The 16,161-nt window shown below is 71.9% G+C and carries 18 protein-coding genes; 8 read left to right on the top strand and 10 right to left on the bottom strand.

Features of this window, described 5'->3' with window-relative positions; all coding sequences use genetic code 11:
• Positions 1-47: 47 nt before the first annotated feature.
• Entirely contained in the window at positions 48-1,691 is a 1,644-nt protein-coding gene (locus tag ACWGN5_RS29655; RefSeq protein ID WP_453520735.1) for a recombinase family protein, read from the bottom strand.
• Positions 1,692-1,923: 232 nt separating this feature from the next.
• Between ACWGN5_RS29655 and ACWGN5_RS29650 the strand changes: the two genes are divergently transcribed.
• Positions 1,924-2,808 (top strand): helix-turn-helix domain-containing protein, encoded by an 885-nt coding sequence (locus ACWGN5_RS29650; protein WP_453520733.1) that lies wholly within the window; start codon positions 1,924-1,926, stop codon positions 2,806-2,808.
• Positions 2,805-3,212, top strand: a complete 408-nt coding sequence (locus tag ACWGN5_RS29645) for an SUKH-4 family immunity protein (protein WP_453520731.1) — start codon at positions 2,805-2,807, stop codon at positions 3,210-3,212. Before ACWGN5_RS29650 ends, ACWGN5_RS29645 begins: the two co-directional genes overlap by 4 nt.
• A 70-nt stretch (positions 3,213-3,282) precedes the next feature.
• Here ACWGN5_RS29645 and def read toward each other — a convergent pair whose 3' ends face one another.
• The 8 genes from def to ACWGN5_RS29605 all read right to left on the bottom strand — a co-directional run bounded on the left by def (position 3,283) and on the right by ACWGN5_RS29605 (position 10,626).
• Complete coding sequence (gene def / locus ACWGN5_RS29640; RefSeq protein WP_453520729.1) at positions 3,283-3,933, bottom strand: peptide deformylase; 651 nt, start codon at positions 3,931-3,933, stop codon at positions 3,283-3,285.
• A 72-nt stretch (positions 3,934-4,005) separates the two neighbouring features.
• The gene (locus tag ACWGN5_RS29635) at positions 4,006-4,986 is read right to left on the bottom strand and encodes a tetratricopeptide repeat protein (protein ID WP_017236276.1); all 981 of its coding nucleotides are present in this window, start codon (positions 4,984-4,986) and stop codon (positions 4,006-4,008) included.
• A gap of 79 nt (positions 4,987-5,065) precedes the next feature.
• On the bottom strand, positions 5,066-6,322 hold the full coding sequence (locus ACWGN5_RS29630; protein ID WP_453520726.1) for an HD-GYP domain-containing protein: 1,257 nt from the start codon (positions 6,320-6,322) through the stop codon (positions 5,066-5,068).
• Positions 6,319-7,734, bottom strand: a complete 1,416-nt coding sequence (locus tag ACWGN5_RS29625) for an HD-GYP domain-containing protein (protein WP_453520786.1) — start codon at positions 7,732-7,734, stop codon at positions 6,319-6,321. Before ACWGN5_RS29625 ends, ACWGN5_RS29630 begins: the two co-directional genes overlap by 4 nt.
• 187 nt (positions 7,735-7,921) lie before the next feature.
• A complete protein-coding gene (rsrA, locus tag ACWGN5_RS29620) occupies positions 7,922-8,239 on the bottom strand; it encodes a mycothiol system anti-sigma-R factor (protein WP_369146417.1) in 318 nt (105 codons plus the stop codon).
• The gene (locus ACWGN5_RS29615; protein ID WP_030207302.1) at positions 8,236-8,892 is read right to left on the bottom strand and encodes a sigma-70 family RNA polymerase sigma factor; all 657 of its coding nucleotides are present in this window, start codon (positions 8,890-8,892) and stop codon (positions 8,236-8,238) included. The genes rsrA and ACWGN5_RS29615 overlap by 4 nt, the downstream gene beginning before the upstream one ends.
• Before the next feature lie 252 nt (positions 8,893-9,144).
• Positions 9,145-9,777 (bottom strand): alpha/beta hydrolase family protein, encoded by a 633-nt coding sequence (locus ACWGN5_RS29610; RefSeq protein WP_453520724.1) that lies wholly within the window; start codon positions 9,775-9,777, stop codon positions 9,145-9,147.
• Positions 9,778-9,810: 33 nt separating this feature from the next.
• Positions 9,811-10,626 carry an SOS response-associated peptidase gene (locus ACWGN5_RS29605; protein ID WP_453520723.1) on the bottom strand — a complete coding sequence of 272 codons (816 nt, stop codon included), beginning with the start codon at positions 10,624-10,626 and terminating at the stop codon, positions 9,811-9,813.
• Positions 10,627-10,676: 50 nt separating this feature from the next.
• On the opposite strand from ACWGN5_RS29605, the gene ACWGN5_RS29600 reads away from it, so the two are divergent.
• The 4 genes from ACWGN5_RS29600 to ACWGN5_RS29585 all read left to right on the top strand — a co-directional run bounded on the left by ACWGN5_RS29600 (position 10,677) and on the right by ACWGN5_RS29585 (position 14,145).
• Positions 10,677-11,363, top strand: coding sequence for a M50 family metallopeptidase (locus ACWGN5_RS29600; RefSeq protein ID WP_453520721.1), 687 nt, complete (start codon positions 10,677-10,679; stop codon positions 11,361-11,363).
• Between the two features lie 20 nt (positions 11,364-11,383).
• On the top strand, positions 11,384-12,715 hold the full coding sequence (gene aroA, locus ACWGN5_RS29595; protein ID WP_453520719.1) for a 3-phosphoshikimate 1-carboxyvinyltransferase: 1,332 nt from the start codon (positions 11,384-11,386) through the stop codon (positions 12,713-12,715).
• Positions 12,716-12,718: 3 nt separating this feature from the next.
• Positions 12,719-13,729, top strand: coding sequence for a ribosome small subunit-dependent GTPase A (gene rsgA / locus ACWGN5_RS29590; protein ID WP_453520718.1), 1,011 nt, complete (start codon positions 12,719-12,721; stop codon positions 13,727-13,729).
• Positions 13,730-13,821: 92 nt separating this feature from the next.
• Positions 13,822-14,145 (top strand): DMT family transporter, encoded by a 324-nt coding sequence (locus tag ACWGN5_RS29585; RefSeq protein ID WP_351184086.1) that lies wholly within the window; start codon positions 13,822-13,824, stop codon positions 14,143-14,145.
• Here the strand turns inward: ACWGN5_RS29585 and ACWGN5_RS29580 are convergent.
• Positions 14,037-14,672, bottom strand: coding sequence for a TetR/AcrR family transcriptional regulator (locus ACWGN5_RS29580; protein ID WP_453520716.1), 636 nt, complete (start codon positions 14,670-14,672; stop codon positions 14,037-14,039). The genes ACWGN5_RS29585 and ACWGN5_RS29580 overlap by 109 nt on opposite strands.
• A gap of 116 nt (positions 14,673-14,788) precedes the next feature.
• On the opposite strand from ACWGN5_RS29580, the gene hisN reads away from it, so the two are divergent.
• Positions 14,789-15,598: a histidinol-phosphatase gene (hisN, locus tag ACWGN5_RS29575; RefSeq protein WP_453520714.1), complete on the top strand. Its 810-nt coding sequence runs from the start codon at positions 14,789-14,791 to the stop codon at positions 15,596-15,598.
• Between the two features lie 162 nt (positions 15,599-15,760).
• The gene (locus ACWGN5_RS29570) at positions 15,761-16,150 is read left to right on the top strand and encodes a CBS domain-containing protein (protein WP_369146409.1); all 390 of its coding nucleotides are present in this window, start codon (positions 15,761-15,763) and stop codon (positions 16,148-16,150) included.
• The last annotated feature ends 11 nt before the right edge of the window (positions 16,151-16,161 follow it).

Below are 16,161 nucleotides of genomic sequence, written 5' to 3'. Positions count from 1 at the left end.
ACGAGGGCTGCCCCGATCGCGCGCTGCGAAGGGGCAGCCCTCACCTGTCAGCGTTCCTTCAACGTGACCTCGACGAGAGCCGGATCGAAGGGCGCGTTCCTGGTCCGGTTCTTCGGGATCGGTCGAATCACCACCGAGTCGACCACTGCGGCAAGGACCAGTCGCTTCTGCCTGACGTCGTACGAGCTCCAGCGTTCCCTCGTGAACCGAGCCAGTAGATTCCTGTCGGCCTGCTGGGCGTAGAAGTCCCTCCGGTCCTCTTCAAGATCGTGCACTTGCATACGGCTCAGGTCCGTGGGGCTCCCGCATGCCCTCAGCCTGGCCAGCTGCTCCTCCGCCGGGAACGCGCTCTCGTCGGGGGCCCTGTCGCGGTACCTCTCTTCAAGCACGCGCAGCACCACCGACTCGACGTGTGCGTCCACGAGGTCGGCGCGACGCCCGACCTTGCGGCACCTGGCCGCCACGCACCTGTACGAGGGGTGCTTGTTCGTCCCGCGGGGAGGCTGCCCTCCCATCTTGCAGCCGCAGATCGATCCGCCGTCGCCGGTGTAGCCGCAGCGCAGGAACCCTGAGAGCAGGTACTTGCGCCCGAGGTCTGCCCGCTCCCTTCGTTCTCGGGCGCTCCGCGCCGTCCCCAGCGCCGCCAGTCGAGACGCGTGAGCCTGCTTGTAGGTGGGCCGAGTGCGGTCGGGCGAATGCCAGCGATCACAGCGCTCCACCAGCTTCAGCCATTCCTCCGGCGTCGCCACCGTCTGCCATCCGCCGACGACCGGCCGCCCCGAGGCCCTGTCCCGGACGATCTCTCCCGACACCATGCGATACCCGCAGATCGCTGGATTCGTCACCATCGACTGGACGGTGTCCACGGCCCACCGGCTGCCCCGGACCGTGGGCACCGACTCCTCGGTGAGCCAGTCGGTGATCGCCGTCCACGACGTTCCGGCAAGGGCCATGTCGATCGCGGAGCGTAGATACCTCGACTCATAAGGGTCGAGAACCGTGTTGGTCGAACGCCCCGCTGCCGCATCGGGCCCGCACCAGCCGAACCGGCGCGCTCCTCCCAGCCCACGCCCCTCGTGAGCGTGATCCCGTACGGAGCGGCGCCGGCGCCGGCTCGTACGTTCCGACTCACCCTGCCGCGCTTCCCCCGGCCTCCTGCTGCGAGCCCACTCCGTCTCGATGGTCACGTCGACGAGTTGGTCTGCGTCCACCAGGTACAAGCATCCGTCTTCCTCCATGCTCAGCGCCCGACACAACAGGGCGTAGTCGTTCTGCAGACGAGCGAGCCGCTCCTCCTCGACCGCGACGACCCCGCAGACAGAGAATCCTTCGACCGTGCGCCTCGCCCTCAGGGCACGAAGCAATTGAAGGAACGCTGCCCGTTCGACGAAGGGGTCGGAGGCGGTGACCCCGTTGTCCGTGAAGCGGTAGACCACAGCCCAGCCCAATCCCGCGGCCGCGTCGTCATTGTTCAGATGCTGGCGTCCGACGCCCCTTCCATCGCCCGCGGCATCACGGCTGACGCGCGCGTAGGACGCGACGGGAAGCCGCCCGGCCAGCCACTCGTCGAAACCGCTCCCGCGAGCGAGCGCGTCAACGAGGTCCGGGTGGGGAGCCCAGTACGACGCCGCACTCTTTCGCGCCCCTGACTCTGCCCCCAGACCGCTTCCCCTGCCCTGCGCGCTCCCCACGCCGCCTCCCTCCCAAGAAACCGATCACAGGCGACAGCCGCACCAACTCGCCCTGGATCACGGCTGATCGCCCTCTCCGACGCTCCACTGTGAGCGCGATGCATCGCCGCAAGCAACTCTCTCCATCGAATACATTCGATCGAGGGATACGACGCCTCCGGTGCGCGTATCGTGTCGCCACCGCCTCGGGCCCAGGGCAAGTCGCGGCAGCAGATCGCATCGAGGGGTACACATGACGGTCCGGCCGGGGCCAGGCGTCCTGCAGCGGCGCGTGGGATCAGAACTGCGCAGACTGCGCGAGGCAGCAGAGATCTCGCAGCGTGATGCCGGCGCACACATCGACGGTGGGCAGGGAAAGCTGTCGAAGATCGAAACGGGCCGCCAGAGCATTCGCCGGCTGGAACTCCTCGCCCTGCTGGATCTCTACCGAGTCGAGGACCAGGAGTTGCGCGACGCGCTGCTCGCCCTTCTCCACAGAGCCCGTACGAAGGGGTGGTGGCATCAGTACGCCGGGGCCCTCAGCGCACACGCCCTCGACGCGATCTCCCTTGAGGAGGAATGTGATCGAATCCTCCACTACTGCAATATGACCCTGCCCGACCTTCTGCAGACGGACGAGTACGCGGGCGCTCTCATCGCTGGGCTCGACTCACGTCTTTCCGAAGAACAGATGCAGTTCTACGTGCAGCTCCGGAGGCGGAGGCAGCAGATCCTCGATCGGTCCGATCCGCCACAGTTCATCACCGTGCTGGACGAATCGCTGCTCAGGCGGCCTGTTGGCGGCATCGATGTAACGAGGCGACAGCTACGCAAACTGATCGAGATGAGCCACAAGCCCAACGTCGTCGTTCAGGTCGTCCCCTCCGACCGGGCGGTCTACCCCGGCATGCACAGCGCCTTCCGCGCGCTGTTCGGTTCCTCCCCCGCACCTGTGAACGTCGTGGAGACGAGCCACTGGCCCCACGGTCTCTTCCTGGAAGATCCTGTGGAGGTCGAGAACCACCGATTGCTCTTCGAGGGGATTCGAGCCTCAGCCCTCTCGTCACGGGAGTCCATGGAGTTGATCTCGCGCACCTTGAGCGACGTGGAGGACGGCGAGGGGCGCGTCTTCCCATGAACCAGCACCTGGCGCAGTCGTCCAGGCCCGAGTACACCGTGATCCACCTGGAATCCTCTTCCGAGGTGCCTGCCCAGATCGCCTCGGATCTCCGGGAGATCGGTGTCCCCGCAGGGTTGATCGGCTGCGAGTTCCGGCCACTGGATGAGGCGGGCTTCTTGGGCGGGACCGGAGAGAACGGGCTGGTCGCCTTCGGAGCCAGTGGCCTGTTCGGAAGAATCGGCATCGACGTGGCCACCGGCCGCGTGGTGTACGTCCCCCAAGTCGAGTCGACGAAGGGAGTGGCGGACGAGATTCGCGAGCTCGTCTCAGTCCTCGATGCGTCCGCAGTCGTACCGGCGGGGTTCTGGGAGACCTTCTGCGACGACGTGGCGATGGGTGACTACGCCGACGAGGACCTCTGAGTCTCCGTTGCACACGCAAGGGCCCCGCACTCCGAGGAGTGCGGGGCCCTTCTGCGTACCTACGAGAACGTCACTCGTTCGGGACGACCGGGTAGCGGGGGGTGCCCTCTTCCATCTGGCGGAGGGCGTCCTTGCGGTCGCGCTTCGAGAGCTTGTCGATGTACAGGAAGCCGTACAGGTGGTCCGTCTCGTGCTGGAGGCAGCGGGCGAAGTAGCCGGTGCCGCGGACCTTGATCGGGTTGCCCTTCATGTCCTGGCCGGTGACCTCGGCGTAGTCCGGGCGGGCCAGTTCGGCGTACGCGGTCGGGACCGACAGGCAGCCCTCGTTGGAGTCGTCGAGGTGGCGCTGGTCCGCCGGCAGGTCGACGAGGACCGGGTTGATCACGTGGCCGACGTGGCGCTTGCCCTCGTCGTCCATGCAGTCGTAGACGAAGACCTTGAGGTCGACGCCGATCTGGTTGGCGGCGAGGCCGACGCCCTCGGCGGTGCGCTGGCTGGCGAACATGTCGTCGATGAGCTGCGCCAGCTCGTCGTCGAAGTCGGTGACGTCCTTGCACTCGCGGTGCAGGACGGGGTTGCCCACGACCGTGATGGGGCGCGAGGTGCCGCGCTCGCGGTGGGCGGTCTCGCGGGCCTCGGTGTCCTCGGTGTCGACGATGAAGCCCTCGTCGTCCACGGCGTACACGCCCGTCTGCTCCTGCTCAGTGCCCTGCTGCGACATGTCCGCCGTACGCCTTCTTCCTCGAACCGGTACACCCCGTGGTAGGTGCCGAGTACAGCCTACGGGCAGCGGTCAGCAGACTTCCTCCAGATCACGCCATTCCCGGCTGTCCGGGCTGTCCGCCACCCAGCCGTCGAGGAGCCCCCGCACCAGGCCCGCCGGGGCCGCGATGCCGCACTCCCGCTCGGGCACCCACAGCTCGCCGGGCGAGCGGTGGCCGAGCGGTCCGGGGTGCCCCGGCTCGCTGTGGTCGTGCGGGTCGGAGTGCTCGCCCTCGCCCTCGGCGCTCGGCATCGTCGACTCGGAGCAGGCGCGGCAGAGCAGCCGTACGGAGGACGACCAGTCCTCGGCGGCGAAACCGGCCTCGGCGGCGAGCTGCTCCAGGGCGTCCCGGTCGGCCTCGGTGGCGGCCTCCAGGAGGACGACCCAGGTGGGGACGGGGGACGGGGCCCAGAGCTCGATCTCGTCGAAGACCGGGTAAGAGGGGCCTGCGGTGGTGGTCCGCTCGCCGTTCGGGACGCCGTCGTGGAGGACGACCTCGCCCCAGCGGCGGCCGGAGGAGGGCAGGGGGATGGAGAGGACCTCGATCCGGGCGGGGTCCAGACGGCGGCCCCATACGACCTCTGCCTCCCCCTCGGGCGAGAGGCGGACGGCGGCGCTGCCCAGTTCCATGCCGGCGGGCTCGCCGGTGCCGGCGGCGGCGCCGGGCACCTTGAGGCCGTAGGCCTGCCAGGCGCGGCGGGCGAGCGGCCAGTCCTGGAGGGCGGTGGCGGCGATGCCCACGTTCCACCAGTCGGGGGCGCCGGTCTCCTTGTCGAGCAGCGCGACGGCCCGCAGGCCCGCGGCCCGCGCCTGCTCCCAGTCGTGCCGGAACTTGTGCAGCAGCGCCAGGTTGAACCAGGACTCGGAGAGCCAGGGCTCCAGGTCCGCCGCGCGCGTCAGGAGTGCGCCCGCGTCCTCGTACCGGCCGTCGCCGATCAGCGTGAACGCGCGGTCGGTGGCCTGCCGCCACGAGGCGGAGGGCCGATGCCGTACCTTCCCGAAGATCTTCACGATTCCCGCCTGCCGGTCGCTTCACCCTCTTGTTCGCATCCAACCATGCCCGGTCGGACGCGCGCTCATTACCCATGGGTTACCCCGGGACCGCCGAGGTCACCCCAGCGGCTCCGCCCCGCGCCAGGACCCTGGCCAGGCATTCGACGACATCCGGGTGATAGTCGCGGGCGGTGCCGAGCCTGAGCTGCTCCAGGGCGTCGAGTGCGGCGCCCGCGCCGTCGCCCGCGAGGTCGTCGTAGGCGTTCACGGTCCGGACGATCCGGGCGGCCGTCGGCTGCTCGCGGTACGGGTCGGCCTGCCGCTCGACGACGACGGCGACGGCCTCGGGGACGCCGGTCCTGCGCACGACCTCGCCGCCCAGGAGGGCGATCCGGCGCTGTTCCTCGGCGGGGAGGAGGGCGGTTGCGCCGCCCGCGACGGGGTCGACGAGGGAGAGCTGTCCGATGTCGTGCATGAGGGCCGCGTGCTCCAGGACGGTCAGTTCGGTCCCGGAGAGGCCCAGCTCGCGGCCGACGGCCGCGCTGAGGGCGGCGACCCGGCGGGCGTGTCCGGGCGGGGTGCAGCCGGCGATCTCGGTGGCGCGGGCGAGGGAGGCGATGGTCTGCCGGTTGACGGTCCGCACGGCCGCGTACCGCCGGAAGGAGACCTGGGTGAGGAGCAGGGGGACGGCGAGGACGGGCAGGGCCCAGAGTCCGGCGGCGGCGACGCCGAGGGCCATGACGGTGCCGGTGGCGCAGACGGCGGAACCGATGCCGAGGAGGGCGCGGAGTTCGTCGCGGAGGAGGGGGCCGTACGGGAATCCGGTGCGGGCGCGCAGGACGAGGGCGGCGAGGACGGCGTCGCAGAGGGCGGTGAGGACGAGCAGCAGGAGGAGGAAGAGGGCGTACGCGGGGCCCTGGCCGAGGTGCTCGGTGACGGCGCCCGAGTTGTAGAGGGGCTGGAAGCAGAGTGCGGCGAAGCCGACGGTGAGGACGCGGCGGGCGAGGTGGTCGAGGCCGGGGCCGCGGCCTCGGGCGAGGTGGGGGACGATCCCGGCGAGGCCGGCGGCGACGGCGACGGCGACGGTCTGGAGGGCGCCGTGGGTGGTGGCGGTGCCGGCGCTGGTGCCGAGGAGGGCGTACGCGAGGGCTCCGGCGGCGGCGAGCGGCGCGGGTTCGCGTTCGTCGGGTGCGGCGCCCCAGCGGGCGAGTTCGCCGAGGGCGATGAGGGTGCCGAAGGCGAGGGCGTTGCCGGGTTCGTCGAGGCCGTTCCAGAGGGTGGTGGCGAAGCCGGCGAGGCCGAGGAGGAGGGCGGCGCCGTGTACGGCCCCGACGGTGAGGGCCCCTGGTCTCACGCGGGCTCCTTGGCTGCGGCGGGGGCGGGGGCAGGGGCGGGCCCGGGGGCGGCCTCTCGTGGCGGCGGGAGCTGCTCGGGCTGTGGTTCCGGTGGTGGCGTGGTCTCGTCGGCGGTGACGGCGGGCTGCCAGCCGTGCCGGTGGAGGGCCCGGGCGAGGGCGGTGACCATGCGGGGGTCGAACTGGGTGCCGGCGCAGCGCTCCAGTTCGGCGAGGGCGGTGGGTACCGGGCGGGCGCGGCTGTAGGAGCGGGTGGAGGTCATGGCGTCGAAGGCGTCGGCGACGGCGACGACGCGGGCGAATTCGGGGATCTGCTCGCCGTGGAGCCCGTACGGGTAGCCGCTGCCGTCCATGCGTTCGTGGTGGTGGAGGATCGCGGCCCGTGCCTCGCCGAGGAAGCCGATGCCGCGGACCATCTCGTGGCCGTACTCGGGGTGCAGTTCGATGATCCGGCGTTCCTCGGGGGTGAGGGGTCCGTCCTTGCGGAGGACCCGGGTGGGCACGCCGAGCTTGCCGACGTCGTGCAGGATGCCGGCGAAGCGGACGACGTCGAGGCGGTCCTCGGCCATGCCGAGCTCACGGGCGATCAGGACGGAGGCGTGGCCGACGCGTTCGCTGTGACCGCGGGTGTAGCGGTCCTTGATGTCGACGGCCTGGACGAGGGCGCGGATGGTGGCCTGGTGGGCGGCGCGCTCGCGGTGGTACTGGGCGAAGACCCAGCAGGAGATGTACATGGGGAGCACCACGAAGAGGGCCGCGACCGGTCCGTACGTGCTGCGCCAGAGGACGGCCATCATCAGTCCGGCGAGTCCGTGGACGGCGTGCGGGGCGAGGGCCCGGCCGAGGAGGCCGCGCCAGGCGGCCCGTGGGGGCAGTCCGTCGGCGGTGGCCCGGATGCCGCCGTCGAGGGCGGTGAGGACCAGGCAGAAGGCGAGGGCGGCGGCGCCGGCGGGCAGCAGCGCGTACGGCAGGTCGGGGGCGTCGGGGCCGCGGCCGAGGGCGGTGGGGCCGCCGAGGGCGCCTGCGCTCAGGGCGGCGGCCCAGACGGCGAGGGCGGTGGCGGCGGCCCGCCAGGCGCGGCGGGGTGCGGCGGGGGGTTCCTCGACGCGGGCGAGGAGGCTGCCGGGGATCGCGGTGAGCGCGGCGGCGGCGGGTGGCAGGAGGAGGGCGGCGGCGAGGAGCACGGGGAAGAAGGAGCCGGTGCCCATGGGGACGGAGCCGCCGAGGGCGCGGCCGATGAGCCGGCAGCGGGCGGGCAGCTCGCAGAGGGCGTAGAGGGCGGTGAGGAGGGCGACCGTGCCCCAGGGGACGGGCGCGCCGGGGCGCAGCGCGGGCAGGGCGCACGCGCCGGCGGCGAGCAGGGCGCAGCCGATGTACACGCGGGCCGCTCGCGGAATGACGTTCACGCCCATCACGCGGGTCACGCTAGCGAGTTGGGCGGCCGGGGGCGGCGCGCTCCCGGTGATTCGCACCATCGGGTGATACAAGCTGATATATGCGTGAGGCCGCCGCGAGATTCTCGCGGCGGCCGTTCGCTTCCCTGATACGGCTCGTGCGGGCAGGGGTGCTGCTCCTGCGGGGCCGGTGTCGCGGGAGGTGCTACTCCTGCGGGGCCGGTGTCGTCGGGCCGCTCACCGTGATGTCCTGCTCGGGCACCAGGTGTCCGGCGCGGATCAGGTCGATCCGGCCCATGACCTTGGCGCGCAGGTCGGTGGGGACGTCGTCACTGCCGCAGCAGCGCTTGACGAGCTTCTTCACCGCCTGCTCCAGGCCGTACTTCTCCAGGCACGGGGAGCACTCCTCGAAGTGCACCTCGAACTTGGTGCAGTCACTGTCGGGCATCTCATGGTCGAGGAACTCGTAGAGATGATCCAGGACCTCTGAGCAATCCGTCTCGTGCGGCTCTCCGCAGCTCATGAGCCCGAGCCTTTCAGATCGTTCGACGACTCTCCGGCGCCCGCGGGTACCAGCCCGCGGTCGCGAGCGTAGTCCTCGAGCATGCCGCGCAGCTGGCGGCGGCCCCGGTGCAGTCGGGACATCACCGTACCGATGGGTGTCCCCATGATGTCCGCGATCTCCTTGTACGCAAAGCCCTCGACATCGGCGAGATAGACGGCGATGCGGAACTCCTCGGGAATCGCCTGGAGCGCTTCCTTCACGTCGGAGTCGGGAAGGTGGTCGAGCGCCTGGGACTCCGCGGAGCGCAGACCGGTCGACATGTGCGACTCGGCGCGGGCGAGCTGCCAGTCCTCGATCTCCTCGGCAGCGCTGCGCTGGGGCTCACGCTGCTTCTTGCGGTACGAGTTGATGAAGGTGTTCGTGAGGATGCGGTACAGCCAAGCCTTGAGGTTCGTACCCTCGCGGAACTGGTGGAAGGATCCGTACGCCTTGGCGTAGGTCTCCTGCACCAGGTCCTCCGCGTCCGCGGGGTTCCGCGTCATGCGGAGCGCGGCGGAGTACATCTGGTCGAGGTAGCCGAGGGCGTCCCGCTCGAAGCGCGCGTTGCGCTCCTCGGTCGTCTCCTCGGGGCCGTCGTCGGTCCCTGTGTCGGTCCCAGTGACCGGACCCACCTCCTCCAGCGCGGCGGCGAGCCCGAGGGCGGACCCGCTCGTTTCGGAGGATAGACGAGGAACCGCTCCGCCCGCCGCCCGAATCGGGGCGGCCTTGGGCGCGGGCAGCACTGTCCAGTCGAGGTCAGCGGCCTGCGCACGCTCCGGGCAGATGGTCATACCCATACGACGGACTCCCTCTTCCTTGCTCTCACACCGACGCTCTCCACAACAGTGGTCCCCCGCTCAACATTCCCGGTGGCGGCGGGGAGATCAGCGGAGTGCGGAGATCCACTCGGCGACCCCGTCGGCGAGGAGCCCGAGGGCCTCGTCCTGGCCGAGCGGCGCGCGCTTGGGGAGGGCGAAGCCGTGGTCGCCGTACGGGATCTCCACGAGCTCGTACGGGCCTTCCGGGTACTCCTCGGGGCGCCCGAAGGGGTCGTTGCCGCCCTGGACGACGAGGGTGGGCAGGCCGGTGCCGAGGAGCTCCTCGGCGCGGGACTTCTCGGGCTTGCCCGGCGGGTGGAGCGGGAAGCTCAGGGCGAGGACGGCGAGCGCGCCGAGTTCACGGCCGGTGCGGCAGGCGACGCGGGCGCCGGCGCTGCGGCCGCCCGCGATCACCGGGAGGCCGGGCTCGGCGAGGGCGGGCCAGAGGCCGCGCCAGCCGGTGTCGAGGGTCTTCGGGGCGGGGGCGACCTTCTTGCCGGCGACCCGCCAGGGCTGCTCGACGAGGGCGACGGTGACGCCCCGGGCGGGCAGGGCGCCGGCGAGGGCCTGGAGGTCGCGGGCCTCGACGCCGCCGCCGGCGCCGTGCCCGAGGGCGAGCACGGCCCATGGCTTCGTGCCCGCGTGCCAGGTGATGCGTGCCTCACCGGCGTCGGTGGAAACGGTCTCGTACTGTGTCACGTCCCCATCCTGCCGCGCCTCTCCCCGGAGAGCTCAGAAGAGCGTGCCGACGTCGGGTCCGTCGAGTTCCGCGAGGAGTTCGGGGCCGTTGTTGCGGACGTTGCTGACGGCGGTGGCGACCGGGTAGGCCCGCATCAGTCCGCCCGGCGGCGGGGCGAGCAGCCCGCGCAGCTCCTCGGGGTCGGTGCGCGCCGGGTCGAGCCAGGCGTCCCAGCGGTCCTCGGTCAGCATCAGCGGCATCCGGGGGTGGATCTCGGCGAGCGAGGCCGGGCCCTCGGCGGGCGCGACGCCGAGGGGGCCGGTCTCGGCCTCGGTGGTGACCACCGAGCAGGTCACCCACCAGGCGGCGGGGTGCTCGGGCGGCAGGGTGCCGTCCCGCCAAAACTCGTAGAGCCCGGCCATGGCGAAGACGGAGCCGTCCGCCGGGGTGACGAAGTACGGCTGCTTGCGGGCCCGCTTCTTCTTCCCCTCGACCTCCAGGTCGCGCTCGGCGGCCCCGGTCACCCACTCGTAGTAGCCGTCGGCGGGCAGGATGCACCGGCGGGACTGGAAGGCGCGCTTGAAGGAGGGCTTCTCGTCGACGGTCTCCGCGCGCGCGTTGATCATCCGGGCGGCGCCCTCGGGCGACTTCGCCCAGGACGGGACGAGCCCCCATTTCAGGGCGCGGAGCTGGCGAACCGGCCGGCGGGATTCGGCGTCTTTCAGAGGACGCTCCAGAACGGCCCAGACCTCCTTGGTCGGGGCCACGTTCCAGTCGGGGGCGAGGGCCTCCTCGGGCTCCCATTTCTCGATCCCGAAGGCCTCGACGAGGTCCTCGGGCCGCCGACTCGATGCAAACCGTCCGCACATGCGTGCCACACTGCCACGTTCCCGAACCCGACCGAGGAGCCGTCCGCGAAATGACCGAGATCCTCGGCACCCAGCCCGCTCCGACCGAGTGGACCGTCTGGTTCACGGCCGCCTGCGCACTGAGCCTGGTCGTGTTCCGCAGGCTCTGGCTCCTGGCCCGGAACGCGATCACCATCGCCCACGAGGGCGGCCACGGAATCGTCGCCCTCGCCATGCGCCGCCGTCTGGAGGCGATCCGGCTGCACTCGGACACCAGCGGGCTGACCGTGACCCGGGGCCGCCCGACCGGCCTCGGCGTGGTCCTCACGCTCGCGGCCGGCTATCCGGCGGCCCCGCTGCTCGGGCTCGGCGGCGCCGCCCTGCTCGGCACCGGCCACGTCACCCTGCTGCTGTGGATCGCGACCGCGCTGCTGCTCGCGCTGCTGGTGATGGTCCGCAACGCGTACGGGGTGCTCACCGTCGTCCTGACGGGCGGCACCTTCGTGCTCGTCTCCTGGCTGGCCGGGCCCGAGGTCCAGTCCGTGTTCGCGTACGCGGTGGTCTGGTTCCTGCTGCTCGGCGGCGTCCGGCCTGCCTTCGAGCTCCAGCGGAAGCGGCGCCACGGCGGCGCCCCCGACTCGGACGCGGACCAGCTCGCGCGGCTCACCCAGGTGCCCGCCGGAGTGTGGCTCCTCTTCTTCCACACGGTCGCGATATCCGCCCTGATCGGCGGCGGTCGCTGGCTCCTGGGCTTCTGACTCCCCCGTACAGTGAGTCCATGACCGCAGCAGCTTCCGCGCACACCGACCCGCCGACCGACCTCTGGCCCGCCCCGTATGCGAGCGGCGCCGTCGATGCGACCGTCACCGTGCCCGGATCCAAGTCGGTCACCAACCGCGCCCTGGTCCTCGCCGCGCTCGCGGCCGAGCCGGGCTGGCTGCGCCGCCCGCTGCGCTCCCGCGACACCCTCCTGATGGCCGAGGCGCTCCGTACCCTCGGCGTGAAGATCGAGGAGGGGGTGGGCCCCGACGGGTCCGGCGAGGCCTGGCGGATCATCCCGTCCCCGCTGCGCGGGCCCGCGACCGTCGACGTCGGCAACGCCGGCACGGTCATGCGCTTCCTGCCGCCGGTCGCGGCGCTCGCCGACGGCCCGGTGCGCTTCGACGGCGACCCCCGCTCCCACGAGCGCCCGCTGCACGGGGTGATCGACGCGCTGCGCGCGCTGGGCGCCCGGATCGAGGACGACAAGCGGGGCGCGCTCCCGATGACCGTGCGCGGCGCCGGGGGCCTGGACGGCGGCACGGTCGAGATCGACGCCTCCTCGTCCTCCCAGTTCGTCAGCGCCCTGCTGCTGTCCGCGCCCCGCTTCAACCAGGGCGTCGAGGTACGGCACGTGGGCAGCCGGCTCCCCTCGCTCCCGCACATCCGGATGACGGTCGACATGCTGCGCGCGGTCGGCGCCCGGGTCGACGAGCCGGAGCACGGCGGCGAGCCGAACGTGTGGCGGGTGGCGCCCTCGGCGCTGCGCGGCCGGGACCTCGTCGTCGAGCCCGATCTGTCGAACGCGCAGCCGTTCCTGGCGGCGGCCCTGGTGACCGGCGGCCGGGTGACGATCCCCGACTGGCCGGAGCGGACCACCCAGCCGGGCGACGAGCTGCGCCGGATCTTCACCGAGATGGGTGGCTCCTGCGAGCTCACCGACGCGGGCCTCACCTTCACCGGTACGGGCCGGATCCACGGCATCGACGTGGACCTGGGCGAGGTCGGTGAGCTGACCCCCGGCATCGCGGCGGTCGCGGCCCTGGCCGACTCCCCCTCCACGCTGCGCGGGGTCGCCCATCTGCGGCTGCACGAGACGGACCGGCTCGCGGCGCTCACCAAGGAGATCAACGAGCTCGGCGGCGACGTGACCGAGACCGAGGACGGTCTCCACATCCGCCCGCGCCCGCTGCACGGCGGCGTCTTCCACACGTACCACGACCACCGCATGGCGACGGCGGGCGCGATCATCGGCCTCGCCGTCGAGGGCGTCGAGATCGAGGACGTGGCGACGACGGCGAAGACCTTGCCGGACTTCCCGACGATGTGGACCGAAATGCTCGGGGTCTGAACCATGCGGCGCTACGGCAAGCACACCGACGAGGACGACATCCGCCAGCGGCCCAACCGCAAGGGCACCCGGCCCCGCACCACCATCCGCCCGAAGCACGAGGACGCCGTCGAGGGCATGGTCCTGACCGTCGACCGGGGCCGGCTGACCTGTCTGGTCGAGGACCGGACGGTGACGGCGATGAAGGCGCGCGAGCTGGGCCGCAAGGCCGCCGTCGTCGGCGACCGGGTCTCCCTCGTCGGCGACCTCTCCGGCGAGAAGGACACGCTGGCCCGGATCGTGCGGATCGGCGAGCGCAGCTCGGTGCTGCGGCGCACGGCCGACGACGACGACCCGTACGAGCGGGTGGTCGTCGCCAACGCCGACCAGCTGGCGATCGTCACCGCGCTCGCCGACCCGGAGCCGCGCCCCCGACTGATCGACCGCTGCCTGGTGGCGGCGTACGACGGCGGGCTCGAACCCTTCCTGGTGATGACGAAGTCGGACCTGGCGCCGCCTTCGATGCTTCTGGAGCTGTACGGGGACCTGGACATCCCGCACGTGGTGGTGAACCGCGAGGAGCTGTACGACGGCGGGGCGGCCGACCGGGTGCGGGAGTACCTGGACGGGCGGGTCACGGCCTTCGTCGGGCACTCCGGCGTCGGGAAGACGACGCTGGTCAACGCCCTGGTGCCGGAGGAGAAGCGGCGCATCACCGGTCATGTGAACGCGGTGACGGGCCGCGGCCGGCACACCACGACCTCGGCGCTCGCGCTGCCCCTGGACGCGGCCGAGGGCTGGGTCATCGACACTCCGGGCGTGCGTTCCTTCGGTCTGCACCACGTCGATCCGTCCCGGGTCATCCACGCCTTCCCGGACCTGGAACCGGGCACGGAGAACTGCCCGCGGGCCTGCAGTCACGACGAGCCGGACTGCGCGCTCGACGCGTTCGTGGCGGAGGGGCACGCCGATCCGGCGCGGCTGTTCTCGCTGCGGCGACTGCTCGCGACGCGGGAGCGACGCGAGGGCGACTGAGCCGTCGGCGTTTACGTCCGCTCGCTGCCGGTAAGTGCATAATCGCACCAAGTGAGACGAAGCAGTCACCGACGGCGTGGGAGGCACTGACGATGGCGTGGCTGCTGGTGGTGATCGCGGGGATCCTGGAGACGGGCTTCGCGGTCTGCCTGAAGCTCTCGCACGGTTTCACCCGGCTCTGGCCGACCATCGCCTTCGCGGCCTTCGCCCTCGGCAGCTTCGGTCTCCTCACCCTCGCGCTGCGGAAGCTCGACGTGGGTCCGGCGTACGCGGTGTGGACGGGGATCGGCGCGGCCGGGACGGCGATCTACGGGATGGTCTTCCTCGGCGACCTGGTCTCCACGCTCAAGATCGTCTCCATCACCCTGGTGATCGTGGGGGTCATCGGACTCCAGCTGTCCGGATCGGCGCACTGAGGGGGCACCGGCAGGACCGGTGCGACGACGTGGCTCAGGGCGATCCGTACGGCGAGTTCGCAGCCGGCCGCCCACTGCTCGCCTGCCGCGGCCGCGGCCTCCGCCACGAGCTCGCCGGGTGCGGGCGGTCCGGCGTCGGCGCGCCGCTGGGCGGGTACGGGGGCGGGCCGGGCGCCGGGGCGGACCGGCCGGGGCTGGGGCAGGCGCTCGTTCCAGGCGCCGGTAAGCAGGGCCCGCAGTATCGGGCGGACGGCGGCGCGGGCGACGATCCACTCGGCGAGGGCGACGAGGTTCCGCTCGGGCGGGGCGGGGGCGGCGAGGAGTTGCCGGACGCCCTGGAGGTAGGCGTCGGCCTCCCTCCGTACGAGGGCGCGGGCCAGGCCCTCCTTGGAGCCGAACTCGTTGTAGAGGGTCTGCCGGGAGACCCGGGCGGAGGCGGCCAGGTCGGCCATCCGCACGGCGGACCAGGGGCGGTGCGCGAGCTCGGCGAGCGCGGCGTCGATCAGGGCCTCGCGGGCGTTCGCCATCCTCACCTCCGGGAGGGAACGGTTCTCCGCTCAGCGTCGACACGCGTACGGGGCGTGTCAAGGGCCGCGGCGGACGGTTCCGCGCCGCCTCCTGCCTCGGGGATAGAGTGCCGACCATGGCCGACTACCACGATGATCTGCGTCTCGCCCACGTCCTCGCGGATGCCGCCGACGCGGCCACCATGGACCGATTCCAGGCGCTCGACCTCAAGGTCGAGACGAAGCCGGACATGACTCCGGTGAGCGAGGCCGACAAGGCGGCGGAGGAGCTGATCCGCGGACAGCTCCAGCGCGCGAGGCCGCGTGACGCGATCCTCGGCGAGGAGTACGGCGTGGAGGGCACGGGCCCGCGCCGCTGGGTGATCGACCCGATCGACGGCACGAAGAACTACGTGCGCGGGGTGCCGGTCTGGGCGACCCTGATCGCGCTGATGGAGGCCGGGGAGACCGGGTTCCAGCCGGTGGTCGGCGTGGTGTCCGCCCCGGCGCTCGGCCGGCGCTGGTGGGCGGCGAAGGGCCTGGGCGCGTACACGGGCCGCAGCCTGGCCTCGGCGAGCCGGATCGGCGTGTCGAAGGTCGGCCGCCTGGCGGACGCCTCGTTCGCGTACTCCTCGCTGAGCGGCTGGGAGGAGCGGGGCCGCCTGGACGGTTTCCTCGACCTCACGCGCGCGTGCTGGCGGACCCGGGCGTACGGCGACTTCTGGCCGTACATGATGGTCGCGGAGGGTTCCGTGGACATCTGCGCGGAGCCGGAGCTGTCGCTGTGGGACATGGCCGCGGTCGCGATCGTGGTCCAGGAGGCCGGCGGCACGTACACGGGCCTGGACGGTCGGCACGGCCCGCACAGCGGGAACGCGGCGGCGTCGAACGGTCTGCTCCACGGCGAGCTGCTGAGCTACCTCAACCAGGAGAGCGCGCAGGGCTGAGCGCCCCGGCGCTACCGGGGGGCGCCTCGCGCGCCCCCTTGTCGACCGACTCCCCCGGTGCAACTCTGAGAGTCCCCCCGCTTGTGAACTTGTGCAGCGACATCAGGCGCCTCCGGCGCCGGGTTTCTCGTTGAAGGATTCACCAAGGAGGTGGCTCCGTCCATGCTCGTCCGTGACGCCATGAGCACCGTGGTCCTCACCATCGGCCCCGCCCACACCCTCCGACAGGCAGCCCGGCTGATGGCGGCGCGCCGCGTCGGCGCCGCCATCGTCCTCGACACCGATGCCGGCGGCCTCGGCATCATCACCGAGCGCGACATCCTCAACTCCCTCGCCCGCGACCAGGACCCCGACCGGGAGACCGCCGGCTCCCACACCACCCGTGACGTCGTCTTCGCCGCACCCGGCTGGACCCTGGCGGAGGCGGCCGAGGCCATGACGCACGGCGGCTTCCGCCACCTCGTCGTCCTCGACGACCGGGGCCCCGTCGGCATCGTCTCCGTCCGCGACATCATCCGCTGCTGGATCCCGGTGCACAGCGTCGCCCGCTGAGCACGCGAGAG

Source organism: Streptomyces sp. NPDC055815, assembly GCF_053616475.1.
The sequence above is the reverse complement of the archived record's forward strand: the minus strand, read 5'-3'. Positions and strand labels throughout refer to the sequence as shown.